General features: G+C 63.5%; 8 protein-coding genes and 3 rRNA genes. 10 read left to right on the plus strand and 1 reads right to left on the minus strand.

Annotated features, from left to right (window positions below; all coding sequences use genetic code 11):
- Position 1: 1 nt before the first annotated feature.
- The 10 genes from MME74_RS01425 to rrf all read left to right on the plus strand — a co-directional run bounded on the left by MME74_RS01425 (position 2) and on the right by rrf (position 13,139).
- Positions 2-1,045, plus strand: coding sequence for an autoinducer 2 ABC transporter substrate-binding protein (locus tag MME74_RS01425; RefSeq protein ID WP_267416865.1), 1,044 nt, complete (start codon positions 2-4; stop codon positions 1,043-1,045).
- Positions 1,029-2,564: a sugar ABC transporter ATP-binding protein gene (locus MME74_RS01430; protein WP_267416866.1), complete on the plus strand. Its 1,536-nt coding sequence runs from the start codon at positions 1,029-1,031 to the stop codon at positions 2,562-2,564. The genes MME74_RS01425 and MME74_RS01430 overlap by 17 nt, the downstream gene beginning before the upstream one ends.
- Positions 2,557-3,522 carry an ABC transporter permease gene (locus tag MME74_RS01435; RefSeq protein ID WP_267416867.1) on the plus strand — a complete coding sequence of 322 codons (966 nt, stop codon included), beginning with the start codon at positions 2,557-2,559 and terminating at the stop codon, positions 3,520-3,522. Before MME74_RS01430 ends, MME74_RS01435 begins: the two co-directional genes overlap by 8 nt.
- Positions 3,519-4,487, plus strand: a complete 969-nt coding sequence (locus tag MME74_RS01440; protein ID WP_267416868.1) for an ABC transporter permease — start codon at positions 3,519-3,521, stop codon at positions 4,485-4,487. The genes MME74_RS01435 and MME74_RS01440 overlap by 4 nt, the downstream gene beginning before the upstream one ends.
- Positions 4,484-5,482, plus strand: coding sequence for a carbohydrate kinase family protein (locus MME74_RS01445; protein WP_267416869.1), 999 nt, complete (start codon positions 4,484-4,486; stop codon positions 5,480-5,482). The genes MME74_RS01440 and MME74_RS01445 overlap by 4 nt, the downstream gene beginning before the upstream one ends.
- Complete coding sequence (locus tag MME74_RS01450; protein ID WP_267416870.1) at positions 5,475-6,545, plus strand: ADP-ribosylglycohydrolase family protein; 1,071 nt, start codon at positions 5,475-5,477, stop codon at positions 6,543-6,545. Before MME74_RS01445 ends, MME74_RS01450 begins: the two co-directional genes overlap by 8 nt.
- Positions 6,546-6,798: 253 nt before the next feature.
- Positions 6,799-7,374: a hypothetical protein gene (locus tag MME74_RS01455; RefSeq protein ID WP_267416871.1), complete on the plus strand. Its 576-nt coding sequence runs from the start codon at positions 6,799-6,801 to the stop codon at positions 7,372-7,374.
- 501 nt (positions 7,375-7,875) lie between these two features.
- Positions 7,876-9,399, plus strand: a 16S ribosomal RNA gene (locus MME74_RS01460).
- Between the two features lie 410 nt (positions 9,400-9,809).
- A 23S ribosomal RNA gene (locus tag MME74_RS01465) occupies positions 9,810-12,914 on the plus strand.
- Between the two features lie 108 nt (positions 12,915-13,022).
- A 5S ribosomal RNA gene (rrf, locus tag MME74_RS01470) occupies positions 13,023-13,139 on the plus strand.
- The 16S, 23S and 5S rRNA genes sit together here, the layout of an rRNA operon.
- Positions 13,140-13,262: 123 nt before the next feature.
- Here the strand turns inward: rrf and MME74_RS01475 are convergent.
- Positions 13,263-14,036, minus strand: coding sequence for an IclR family transcriptional regulator (locus tag MME74_RS01475; protein WP_416383330.1), 774 nt, complete (start codon positions 14,034-14,036; stop codon positions 13,263-13,265).
- Positions 14,037-14,088: the final 52 nt, after the last annotated feature.

Raw genomic sequence — 14,088 nt, forward strand, 5'->3', positions numbered from 1 at the left:
CATGCAACGACGCACCCACTTCCGCCGCACCGCTGCGACGGCCGCCGCTCTGCTCGCCACTCTCGGCCTTCTCGCCGCCTGCACGGCCCCGGACTCCTCCACCTCGCCCGGATCGACGTCGGGAAGCGGCGACGGTGACACCCGCATCGCCTTCGTGTCGCAGGTCGAGGGCATCCCCTACTTCTCCGGGTTCAAGGCCGGCGCCGAGAAGGCCGCGGAGGAGTTCGGCGTCTCGTACACGCAGTCCGGCCCCGCCAAGGCCGACTCCGCCGAACAGAAGCGCATCGTGGACGGACTGGTCGCCCAGGGTTACGACGGCATCGCGATCTCTCCCCTCGACCCCACCTCGATGGACGGCTCGATCTCCGCCGCATCCTCCGCCGGCCTCGCCGTGATCACCTCGGATGCCGACGCCCCGAACAGCAAGCGCAGTGTGTTCGTCTCCCAGGCGAGCGATGAGGAACTCGGCCAGACGGCCATGGATCAGATCGCCGATCAGGCCGGCGGCAAGGGCCAGTATGCGATCGTCTCGGGAGCCGCGGATGTCGCGACCTTCAACTCCTGGTCGCAGGCGGCCGTCGACCGCCAGGAGTCCGAGTACCCCGACATGGAGCTCGTGGGCGGCATCCGCCACACCGCCGACAGCGCCGAAGCCCTGCGCGAGGCCCAGGATCTGCTGACCGCCTACCCCGACCTCGCCGGCATCATCGCCGTCCCCTCCACCGCGGTTCCGGGTGTCGCTCAGGCCGTGCAGAACGCGGGCAAGGCGGGCGACGTGGCCGTGACCGGCTTCGGCAGCCCCAAGACCGTCGCCCCCTTCATCAAGTCCGGCGTCATGAAGTCCAGCGTCCTCTGGAACGTCGAAGACCTCGGCTACCTGACCGTCTGGGCACTCACGCAGGTCATCGACGGCAAGGAGTTCGCCGCCGAGAACGACGTCCCTGGACTCGACGAGCCGGTTCGCTACGACGAAGCCACCCAGACCCTGCTGCTCGGCCAGCCCACCGTGTTCACCAAGGAGAATGTCGATGACTTCGACTTCTGACCCGTCCCCGCTCCTCGCGGTCGGCGGCCTCTCGAAGAGGTTCGGCGCGGTCGTCGCGCTGGAAGACGTCTCCCTCGAGGTCCGTCGCGCGGAACGCCTCGCCATCATGGGCGAGAACGGCGCCGGCAAGTCCACCCTCATGAAACTCCTCGCCGGGGTGTACAGCCCCGACGAGGGGACCATGACCCTCGACGGCGAGACGTACGCCCCCGCCGACCCGCACGCCGCCCTCGCCCTCGGCGTCTCGACCGTCTACCAGGAGCCCGCGTTCTTCGCCCACCTCTCGGTCATCGAGAACCTCTTCATGGGCAACCTGCCCCGCACCCGGCTCGGCTCGGTCGACGCGGGAGCCATGCGCCGCGAGGCCACCGCGCTGCTCCGTCGGCTCAACCTCCCCGAGAAGCTCCTCGACCGGAAGATGGGGGAGCTGTCGCTCGGCGAGCAGCAGCAGGTGCTCATCGCGCGGGCGGTCCGGGTCGACGCGCGCATCCTCATCCTCGACGAGCCGACCTCGATCCTCACCCGTGCGGAGTCGGAGCGCCTCTTCGACATCGTCGACACCCTGATCGCCGCGGGCACGTCCGTCGTCTCGATCACCCACCGCTTCGACGAGCTCGAGCGCCTGGGCGACCGGTTCATCGTGCTCCGCGACGGCCGGTACGTCGGCGAGACCGACGACCCCGCCCAGGAGCCCCTCCTGAAGATGATGGGCGGACGCTCGGGTGCGGCCCTGGCCCCGCTCGCCGCCGAGGAGCGCCCGCCCCTTCCCGAGGGCACCGCCCCCACGCTGACCGTCGATGCGCTGACGGTCGACGGGCAGTTCGAGGACATCTCCTTCGAGGTGTTCCCGGGCCGCATCACGGGTCTGTACGGACTCGTCGGCGCCGGCCGCAGCGAGGTCGCCCTCACGATCTTCGGCGCGACCGGGGTCACCTCCGGAGCGATGACCCTCGGTGGGCGACCCTTCACCCCGCGGAGCACCCGCGACGCGCTGAACCACGGCGTCGCCTACGTGCCGGAAGACCGCAAGACCCAGGGCGTCTTCCCGTTCATGAACGTCACCGAGAACCTCACGGCGTCCACGCACGAGAAGATCACCACCACCGGCGTCATCCGCGTCGCCAAGGAGCAGGGGTTCGTCTCCTCCTGGATCTCGAAGTTCTCCATCAAGACCGCGACAAGCCGCGCCGGCATCCTCACCCTGTCCGGCGGCAACCAGCAGAAGACGCTCCTCGCGCGGGCCGTCGCCACCGAGCCGAAGCTGCTCATCCTCGACGAACCCACCCGCGGCATCGACGTCGCCACCAAGGCCGAGATCCACCGGGACATCCGAGAGCTCGCGGCGACAGGAGTGGCCGTGCTCGTCATCAGCAGCGAGCTGCCCGAGCTGATCGCCCTGTCCGACCACGTCCACGTCCTGAGAGAGGGGCACATGACCTCCTCGTTCACCCGCGAGCAGGCGACAGAGGATGCCGTGCTCCGCGCCGCCGTCGGAGCGGGGGTGAGCGCAGGTGGCTGACTCCCGAACCCTCCGGCGCGTCCAGCTCGCGCTGCTCCCGGTGCTCCTCGTCGTCGAGTTCATCGTCTTCTCGCTGCTGTCTCCGCGCTTCTTCACGCCGGAGAACCTCGCGAACATCGCCTACAACTCCGCCGACCTCGCCCTGGTCGCCGCCGGTGTCACGCTCGTCGTGATCCTGGGAGGCATCGACGTCTCGACCGGCTTCGCCGTCGGCATCGTCGCCTGGACCGTCGCGAAACTGAGCGGCGCAGGCCTCCCCGCCTTCGTGGTGGTCTTCGCGGCCCTCGTCGTGGGGGCGATCCTCGGCGCGATCAACGGCAGCCTCGTCACCTTCGGCAAGGTGCCGCCGATCATCGCGACTCTCGGCACGGCGGCCATCTTCCAGACCGCGCTCTTCGCGCTCTGGAACAGCAACGACCTGTTCGCCAGCCCCGTCGCACCGATCTTCTCGGGCGAGCGCGTGCTGGGCGTCCCGATGGTCGTCGGCCTCGTGATCGTCGTCTACGCCTTCCTCGCCTGGTTCATGCACAAGCGCCCCTCTGGCCGTGAGCTGTATGCGACCGGCTCCAACCCCGAGGCCGCCCGCCTCGCGGGCATCCGGGTCCGCAGACTCACGTTCCTGAGCTACCTCACGATCGGCGTGCTCGTCGGACTCGCGGGCCTGATCTACGTCGGCCGCGTCGGCGTGGTGCAGGCCTCGAGCGGCAACGAGCTGACGCTCCTCGCCATCGCCGCGGTCGTCGTCGGCGGCACCTCGATCCTCGGCGGCGAAGGATCCTTCCTCCGCACGCTCGGGGGACTGGTCTTCATCGTCGTCCTGCAGAACGGCATCGTCCTCGCCGGCGTCCCGCCGCTCTGGAACGGACTCATGGTCGGCACCACGATCATCCTCGCCGTGGCCATCGACGTCCTCGCGGCCCGCAAGGCCAACCGCCCCCTCCTGAGAGGTCTCGCATGAACCGCGTGATGAGGTCCGTTCCGTGGAGTGACCGCCGCGTCTCGCTGGCGCTGCTCATCGTGATCGCCGTCGTCGTGATGAGTCTGCTGTCGCCGTACTTCCTGCGCCCCGACAACCTGCTCTCCATGACGCAGTACGGCGCCGTGCTCGGGCTGCTCGCCCTGGGACAGAGCATCGTGATCCTCGGCGGAGGTGGCGGCATCGATCTCTCGGTCGGCTCGACCATGAGCCTGTCGGGTGTGGTCTTCGGACTGCTGGCGGTGAACGTCGGGCTCGACCCCTGGGTCGCCGCCCTCGGCGCGATCGCCGCCGGAGCGGTGCTGGGCGGTGTGAATGCGGCGCTCATCACTCTGCTGCGCATCCCGCCGCTGATCGCGACGATCGCCACCCTCTACCTGTTCGCCTCCGCGGCGCTGGTGCTCACGAACGGCATCGACATCAACGGCTTCGACCGCTCCGGCTTCGCGTTCCTCGGGCAGAGCAAGATCGCCGGATTCCCGACGCAGGTCATCCTGGTGCTCCTGCCCGCCTACGTGATCGCGGCGATCATCCTGTCCCGGACCCCCACGGGGCGCCGGATCTACGAGACCGGGAACAACGCGCAGGCCGCTCTGCTCACGGGAGTGAACGTGCGGGCGACGCGAGCGGGTCTCTACATCACCTCCGGAGCGCTCGCCGGCCTCGCCGCTGTCGTCAACGCCTCGTGGCTGCTGAACGCCAAGGCCGCGGCGGGCGCAGGCATGGAGCTGCAGTCGATCACCATCGCGGTCCTCGGCGGCATCGTCATCACCGGCGGGATCGGTCGGGTGTCGGGCACGCTGCTGGGCCTCGTGCTGGTCGTGATCCTGAACTCGGGACTGCAGCTGGCCGGCGTGAGCAACACCTGGCAGATCGGACTGCTCGGCGCGGTTCTCATCGTCAGCGTCCTGATCGACACCCTGCGAGTACGGAGGCAGCGCACATGAGCGAGCTCAGCATCCTCGTCCCCTCGACACCGGCGCGCGGCGATCGGCCGATCGACCTGCTCGTCGTCGGAGACACCGGCATCGACCTCATGGTCGACGTCGATGCCCTCCCCGGCCGCGACGCGAAGTCCATCGGACAGAGCCTCGGCATCCACCCCGGAGGTATGGGCGCGAACTTCGCCGTCGCCGCCGGGCTCGCCGAACCCCTGCTGCGGGTCTCGCTGTTCTCCCGTGTCGGCGACGACCCCTTCGGCATCGGATGCATCCGCGCCCTTGCCAGCGCCGGCATCGCGACCGACCACGTCGAGGTGATGCCCGACGAGCTCACCTGGTGGTGCGCCGTCGCGGTCGCGGCCGATGGGGAGAAGAGTCTCCTCGGAGGACGCACGCCCGCCTCGCTGCCGGATGCCTCCCGCGTCGGATCGGATGTGCTGTCGGCCACCCGGTGGCTGCACGTGCTCGCCGACGTTCCGGGGTCGGACGAGCTCATCCGCCGTGCGCGCGCCGCAGGGGCCGGAACCAGTGTCGACGTGGAAGGCAGCTTCGTCGCCGAGGATCCGGACCGGGCCCGAGCCCTCATCGCCCTGGCGGATCTCGCCATCGTGAACACCGGCGCCGCGCAGACGCTCACCGCGACCACGGATGACGAGGCGGCGCTCGCCGCCCTGTTGCACGACACCGCGCACCGCGTCGTCGTGCTCACGCGGGGAGCCGGGGGATCGATGCTCGGCGCATCGGACGGGGAAGGCGCTGTCGAGGTGTGGTCCCAGTCGAGCGTCGACGTCCCCCGCGTCGTCGACACCACCGGAGCGGGCGATGCCTTCGCCGGCACCGTGGTCGCCGCACTGCTCGCCGGGCGCGGGGTCGACCACGCGCTCACTGCCGCAGCCGCACACGCGGCCCGCACCATCCGGCACCTCGGTTCCCGCTCCGGCGGGTTACCCGGCTGGCCGCATGCCCATGACTCACAAGAAAGAGGAGAGATCCATGACTGAACCGACCGCCACGACCCCGCAGACCGACCCGACGAGGTTCACGCGCCTCGAGGACAAGATCCTCGGATCGCTCGCGACGGCGGTGATCGGCGACGCCCTCGGCGCACCGACCGAGACACGGAGCATCTCGCAGATCCGTGCGCTGTTCGACGGCCCGGTGACCGAGTTCCACAAGCCGCTGCCCGACTCCCCCTACTCCAAGGGGCGTCACGCCGCGCAGATCACGGACGACAGCAGCCAGCTGCTCATGCTCGCCGAGGTGTTCATCCGCACCGGCACCGCCATCACCTCGCGGGACGTGGCGGACATGATCCTCGAGTGGTCGACGAACACCGACTACTTCCCGCACTTCGCCGGGCCCACGACCCGTCGCGCCGTCGCCGCGCTCAAGGAAGGGGCAGACCCCGAGACGATCGGCGCGGCCGGTGACGAGGCGACGACGGGCGCGAGCAACGGCGCCGCGATGCGCGCCGGTGCGGCGGGGCTCGCCCACCCGGGTGACGTGAACGGAGCGGTGCAGGCCGCGCTGATCACGGCCCGCCCGAGCCACTTCACCTCCGTCGGCGTTGCCGGTGCTGCGGCCGTGGCGGGTGCGGTCGCCGCCGCCCTCGTCGACGACGCGACGGTGACCGACGTCGTGGATGCCTTCCTCTGGGCGGCGCTGGAAGGCGAGCGGCTCGGGCGCGAGCTCGGACGCGAGGTCCCGGCCCCCAGTGTCTACGAGCGAGCCAAGCGTGCTGCCGAGATCGCCATCGTGGAGCGCGACCAGGACCGTCTCGTCACGCGCATCGCTGCCGAGATCGGCACGGGCCTGCCGGCGGCGGAAGCGGTTCCCGCCGCGCTCGGGTTCTTCGTCGCCGCTGCGGGCGACCCCTGGCTCACGGTGCAGGCTGCCGCGAACGGAGGCGACGACACCGACACGGTCGCGTGCATGGCCGGCTCGATCGCCGGGGCGTTCTCGGGCTTCGCTGCGGTGCCGCGCGACAAGTATGCACAGGTCCTGGAAGCCAACCCGATCGACATCGCCGACGTGGCGAAGCGGCTGTACGAGACCGTTCGCTGACGGAAGCGCGCGTGGGCCCGAGGCGTGATTCGCCTCGGGCTTATGCGCCTGTGGGGATGGATATGCCGTCCCGCATCTGGGTGAGCCGACGTGCAATGTGCCTGGTCACTCCCGGACCGGCATCCGCTATCGTCTGGATGAATGAATGTTCAATGACGAACGGCGTCACGGTGGGGATACGCCTCCCCGCCGGGATCTCCTCCCACGCAGTGGCGATTCGTGAAGCCGTCCGTCGATATCTGCAGGGGGAAGCATGGCCGGATCGGACGAACGCGAGAATCGCGCTGAAGCACGTGCGACCGGCGAGGCTGCGGCGGCAGGTACAGCGCTGGAGGAGACGTTGCCGCCGCTCCCCAGCGCATCGAGGCGCCGCATCGGGCTGGGTGTCGCCATCGCAGCGGGGGTCATCGCGGTGGGCCTCGGCGCGTGGGCTGCGATCGCGGCGCTGCAGACTTCGCCGCTGGAGAGGGCGGCGGATGCGTGCGGGGGAACGAAGCCCCTGAGCGTCAGCGAGGTGGACTACGGAGATGTGGAAGGCGCCGAAGGAGGACCGACGCTCGACGAGCTGTTCGAGGGTGCCGTCACCATCGCCGACGACGGCAAGACCCTGACCCTGCAGACCAGCTCGCTCGAGGTTGATCGCCGTGGCGTGACCGCGCTCGTCTTGGACTGTGTGTATGAGGAGCTCGACGTACCCGAGCGGGTGACGGAGAGCATCGCCGACACACGGGCGGTCGACGGCCGACAGTCCGACGGGTGGGGCGACTTCGCCATCGAGTGGAGCTTCGGCCATGACACCGGCACCAACGTGGTGATCACCCAGCGCTGAAATCGGGGGCCAGAGGTGCGACACGCCCGGCGGTCAGCCCTGATTTGCCCGATCCCCGGGATCCGCGTAACTTATTACTTGTTCGCCCCAAACGGTTGAGCGGAGGTCCTCGGACCGGCTCCCGTCAAGCAGCAAACACCTCCCGAATCCCAGACACTCACTGAGTGAACAGGATGAAGGTGCTGATCCGTTCCCACGGTCAGGCCGAGAAAAACTCGGACTTGACAACGGAAACGAGATCGGTAAGATAGAGAAGTTGCCCTTCGGGCCTGGCTGTGATGGCTGGGTCGTGGGAGCATCCGATCCTTGAGAACTCAACAGCGTGCACTTGTCAAATGCCAAATTATCCTCGTCTAGCTTCGGCTAGGTGAGAATTCCTTTGGATCAAAGACCAACCTCCTTTGGGGGTTGGCAACGGATGAAGTCAGCAATGAATTTGTCTCTTTGGTCAGCATCAAACTCGCTGCGTCACCGTTTTCCCGGTGTCGTATGCATTTCTTTTTTACGGAGAGTTTGATCCTGGCTCAGGATGAACGCTGGCGGCGTGCTTAACACATGCAAGTCGAACGGTGAACACGGAGCTTGCTCTGTGGGATCAGTGGCGAACGGGTGAGTAACACGTGAGCAACCTGCCCCTGACTCTGGGATAAGCGCTGGAAACGGCGTCTAATACTGGATATGTGACGTGACCGCATGGTCTGCGTCTGGAAAGAATTTCGGTTGGGGATGGGCTCGCGGCCTATCAGCTTGTTGGTGAGGTAATGGCTCACCAAGGCGTCGACGGGTAGCCGGCCTGAGAGGGTGACCGGCCACACTGGGACTGAGACACGGCCCAGACTCCTACGGGAGGCAGCAGTGGGGAATATTGCACAATGGGCGCAAGCCTGATGCAGCAACGCCGCGTGAGGGACGACGGCCTTCGGGTTGTAAACCTCTTTTAGCAGGGAAGAAGCGAAAGTGACGGTACCTGCAGAAAAAGCGCCGGCTAACTACGTGCCAGCAGCCGCGGTAATACGTAGGGCGCAAGCGTTATCCGGAATTATTGGGCGTAAAGAGCTCGTAGGCGGTTTGTCGCGTCTGCTGTGAAATCCGGAGGCTCAACCTCCGGCCTGCAGTGGGTACGGGCAGACTAGAGTGCGGTAGGGGAGATTGGAATTCCTGGTGTAGCGGTGGAATGCGCAGATATCAGGAGGAACACCGATGGCGAAGGCAGATCTCTGGGCCGTAACTGACGCTGAGGAGCGAAAGGGTGGGGAGCAAACAGGCTTAGATACCCTGGTAGTCCACCCCGTAAACGTTGGGAACTAGTTGTGGGGTCCATTCCACGGATTCCGTGACGCAGCTAACGCATTAAGTTCCCCGCCTGGGGAGTACGGCCGCAAGGCTAAAACTCAAAGGAATTGACGGGGACCCGCACAAGCGGCGGAGCATGCGGATTAATTCGATGCAACGCGAAGAACCTTACCAAGGCTTGACATATACGAGAACGGGCCAGAAATGGTCAACTCTTTGGACACTCGTAAACAGGTGGTGCATGGTTGTCGTCAGCTCGTGTCGTGAGATGTTGGGTTAAGTCCCGCAACGAGCGCAACCCTCGTTCTATGTTGCCAGCACGTAATGGTGGGAACTCATGGGATACTGCCGGGGTCAACTCGGAGGAAGGTGGGGATGACGTCAAATCATCATGCCCCTTATGTCTTGGGCTTCACGCATGCTACAATGGCCGGTACAAAGGGCTGCAATACCGCGAGGTGGAGCGAATCCCAAAAAGCCGGTCCCAGTTCGGATTGAGGTCTGCAACTCGACCTCATGAAGTCGGAGTCGCTAGTAATCGCAGATCAGCAACGCTGCGGTGAATACGTTCCCGGGTCTTGTACACACCGCCCGTCAAGTCATGAAAGTCGGTAACACCTGAAGCCGGTGGCCTAACCCTTGTGGAGGGAGCCGTCGAAGGTGGGATCGGTAATTAGGACTAAGTCGTAACAAGGTAGCCGTACCGGAAGGTGCGGCTGGATCACCTCCTTTCTAAGGAGCATCTGACTCTTCGGAGTCCAGAACCCAGATCGAAGGCATACGTTCTTCGCTGGGAGCTCATGGGTGGAACATTTGACATGGCATCGAGATCTGATCTCGGAACTAGTACGCCGCTTGCGGTTGGAAAGTTCTGGGTGAGGGGGCCGGTGCCTGCACGCTGTTGGGTCCTGAGGGACCGGATGCGGATCCTTTGGGATCTGGTCTGAACCTCTGGACCTCTTTCTGTTTCCCCCGTGTGGGGTTGTGGATGGGGGTACCGCCCGTACTTTGAGAACTACACAGTGGACGCGAGCATCTTGCAACAGCCTTCGGGTTGTTGCACAAGATGATCTTAAAGATCATTAGTCAATTTCAGATTCCATCTTCGGATGGGGTCGAGTTTTTGATTCAAACTCATGTGATTTCAAGTCTTTAAGAGCAAACGGTGGATGCCTTGGCATCTGGAGCCGAAGAAGGACGTAGCAATCTGCGATAAGCCTCGGGGAACTGATAAGCAAGTTTTGATCCGAGGGTGTCCGAATGGGGAAACCCCGCTGGGCGGCGTGCCGACCTAGTGACTCCCGCCTGAATATATAGGGCGGGTAGAGGGAACGTGGGGAAGTGAAACATCTCAGTACCCACAGGAAGAGAAAGCAACCGCGATTCCGTTAGTAGTGGCGAGCGAAACCGGAACAGGCTAAACCTAGCGTGTGTGATAGCCGGCAGGCGTTGCACGTTGGGGGTTGTGGGACTTTTCAGTCATCTCTGCCGAGGTGGCGGCGTTACAAGAAGGTATAGACGAACGGTCTTGAAAGGCCGGTCATAGAGGGTGCCAACCCCGTAGTCGAAATGCCTCTCTTGGCGCGAAGAGTATCCCAAGTAGCACGGGGCCCGTGAAATCCCGTGTGAATCTGTCAGGACCACCTGATAAGCCTAAATACTCCCAGATGACCGATAGCGGACAAGTACCGTGAGGGAAAGGTGAAAAGTACCCCGGGAGGGGAGTGAAATAGTACCTGAAACCGTTTGCTTACAAACCGTTGGAGCCTCCTTAGTAGGGGTGACAGCGTGCCTTTTGAAGAATGAGCCTGCGAGTTAGCGATATGTGGCGAGGTTAACCCGTGTGGGGTAGCCGTAGCGAAAGCGAGTCTGAATAGGGCGATTCAGTCGCATGTCCTAGACCCGAAGCGAAGTGATCTATCCATGGCCAGGTTGAAGCGACGGTAAGACGTCGTGGAGGACCGAACCCACTTAGGTTGAAAACTGAGGGGATGAGCTGTGGATAGGGGTGAAAGGCCAATCAAACTTCGTGATAGCTGGTTCTCTCCGAAATGCATTTAGGTGCAGCGTTGCGTGTTTCTTGCCGGAGGTAGAGCTACTGGATGGCCGATGGGCCCTACAAGGTTACTGACGTCAGCCAAACTCCGAATGCCGGTAAGTGAGAGCGCAGCAGTGAGACTGTGGGGGATAAGCTTCATAGTCGAGAGGGAAACAACCCAGACCACCAACTAAGGTCCCAAAGCGCGTGCTAAGTGGGAAAGGATGTGGAGTTGCCTTGACAACCAGGAGGTTGGCTTAGAAGCAGCCACCCTTGAAAGAGTGCGTAATAGCTCACTGGTCAAGTGATTCCGCGCCGACAATGTAACGGGGCTCAAGCACGCCACCGAAGTTGTGGCATTGACATTATTGGTAGGCCTTCGTGGTCCAGCCGTGTTGATGGGTAGGAGAGCGTCGTGTGGCCAGCGAAGCGGCGGTGTAAACCAGCCGTGGAGGCTACACGAGTGAGAATGCAGGCATGAGTAGCGAATGACGTGTGAGAAACACGTCCTCCGAAAGACCAAGGGTTCCAGGGTCAAGCTAATCTTCCCTGGGTAAGTCGGGACCTAAGGCGAGGCCGACAGGCGTAGTCGATGGACAACGGGTTGATATTCCCGTACCGGCGAAGAACCGCCCAAGCTAATCCAGTAGTGCTAAGTGTCTGAATCCCAGTGACTGATCCCTTCGGGGTGACGCTCTGGGCCTAGCGCACGACCCCATTCTGGTGCGGTTAGCGTATTAACAGGTGTGACGCAGGAAGGTAGCCCAAGCCAGGCGATGGTTGTCCTGGTGCAAGTGCGTAGGCCGAGTCGTAGGCAAATCCGCGATTCATTAAGGCTGAGACACGATGCGGATAAAAAGTGGGTGATCCTATGCTGCCAAGAAAAGCATCGACGCGAGGTTCTAGCCGCCCGTACCCCAAACCGACTCAGGTGGTCAGGTAGAGAATACCAAGGAGATCGAGAGAATCGTGGTTAAGGAACTCGGCAAAATGCCCCCGTAACTTCGGGAGAAGGGGGGCCTTCGGCGTATAGGGATTTACTCCCGAAAGCGTTTGGAGGCCGCAGAGACTAGTGGGTAGCGACTGTTTACTAAAAACACAGGTCCGTGCCAAGTCGCAAGACGATGTATACGGACTGACGCCTGCCCGGTGCTGGAAGGTTAAGAGGACCGGTTAGCCGCAAGGCGAAGCTGAGAATTTAAGCCCCAGTAAACGGCGGTGGTAACTATAACCATCCTAAGGTAGCGAAATTCCTTGTCGGGTAAGTTCCGACCTGCACGAATGGCGTAACGACTTCCCAACTGTCTCAACCGCGAACTCGGCGAAATTGCATTACGAGTAAAGATGCTCGTTACGCGCAGCAGGACGGAAAGACCCCGTGACCTTTACTACAGCTTGGTATTGGTGTTCGGTGTGGCTTGTGTAGGATAGGTGGGAGACTTTGAAGCATGGACGCTAGTTCGTGTGGAGTCATTGTTGAAATACCACTCTGGTCACTCTGGATATCTAACTTCGAACCGTAATCCGGTTCAGGGACAGTGCCTGGTGGGTAGTTTAACTGGGGCGGTTGCCTCCCAAAAAGTAACGGAGGCGCCCAAAGGTTCCCTCAACCTGGTTGGCAATCAGGTGTCGAGTGTAAGTGCACAAGGGAGCTTGACTGTGAGACTGACAGGTCGAGCAGGGACGAAAGTCGGGACTAGTGATCCGGCAGTGGCTTGTGGAAGCGCTGTCGCTCAACGGATAAAAGGTACCTCGGGGATAACAGGCTGATCTTGCCCAAGAGTCCATATCGACGGCATGGTTTGGCACCTCGATGTCGGCTCGTCGCATCCTGGGGCTGGAGTAGGTCCCAAGGGTTGGGCTGTTCGCCCATTAAAGCGGTACGCGAGCTGGGTTTAGAACGTCGTGAGACAGTTCGGTCCCTATCCGCTGCGCGCGTAGGAAATTTGAGAGGATCTGACCCTAGTACGAGAGGACCGGGTTGGACGAACCTCTGGTGTGTCAGTTGTTCCGCCAGGAGCACCGCTGATTAGCTACGTTCGGGATGGATAACCGCTGAAAGCATCTAAGCGGGAAGCCGGCCTCAAGATGAGATTTCCATACCTTCGGGTGAGAGGCTCCCAGCCAGACTACTGGGTTGATAGGCCAGATGTGGAAGTGCAGTAATGCATGCAGCTGACTGGTACTAATAAGCCGATGACTTGATAACACACCGTTTGTTGGTGCTACGCGTCCACTGAGTGGTTCTCGATGTACGGTCGAGAACCGCATAACAACAATGACTTTGTTATGTGTTTGATTGAAACATCAATAGTGTTTCGGCGGCCATAGCGTGAGGGAAACGCCCGGTTACATTCCGAACCCGGAAGCTAAGCCTCACAGCGCCGATGGTACTGCAGGGGGGACCCTGTGGGAGAGTAGGACACCGCCGGACTCCTTTTAGACAAGAAAGCCACCCAATGCTGGGTGGCTTTCTTGCGTTGTGCTCGAGAAGAGCAAGAAGAGCCATCCCTCGCGGGGTGGCTCTTCTGCGTTAACACGACCGCGGCCGCACGATTCAGCGCTTCAAGCGCGCCTCGAGCATCGCCGCGCACTCCTGCACAGCTGCAGCGATCAGCTCCTCATCCAGATCCCCACGGCCCCACGTCACCGCCACCGCAGCAACCGGCCACCCGGCAGCGTCGAGAACCGCGGCGCCCACGCTGCGCAGGCCATCCGCGATCTCGCTGTTCTCCGTCGCATATCCTCGCGTCCGCACATCCTGGAGCAGCTCACGCAATTCGCGTGGCGTCCGGGGGCCGAGTCCCGTGCGATCGGGGAACGCGGACACATCCGGATAGAGCGCCCGCACCTGCTCCCGGGGGAGCGCGGCCAGCATCGCCCGTCCCGAGGCCGTCAGGTGCGCGGGAAGCCGCACGCCCACATCCGTCACCAGCGCCGGCCTCCGAGGTGCACGTTCCTCGACGATGTACAGCACGTCCCCACCGCTCATCACCGCGAGGTGCGCGCTCTCCCCCAACCGGTCCGAGAGCGCCGCCACTAGAGGGCGGCCCCTTCGCGCCAGGGGCTGCTGGCGTGTGTACCCACCGGCGAGCTCGAAGGCAGAGGTGCCGAGTCCCCAGCGTCTCTCCTCGCGCAGGTGAAGGACGAAGCCGTGAGCGGCCAGCGTCGTGAGCAGGTGATAGACCGTGGACCGCGGGAGCTCGAGCTCGCGCGCGATCGCCGACGCCGCCACGGGCGCGGGCCGCCCGGCGAGGTAGCTCAGGATGCGCAGGGTGTTCTCCGCGGCAGGGACCTGAGAGCTCTCGCGCTTGTCTGGGATCACAGACACATCATCGCACGAACGGGTGTCCGTGATGAGACGTCGGGTGTGGAATCGAACC

This window comes from Microbacterium oxydans, assembly GCF_026559675.1.
Classification (GTDB): domain Bacteria; phylum Actinomycetota; class Actinomycetes; order Actinomycetales; family Microbacteriaceae; genus Microbacterium; species Microbacterium oxydans_D.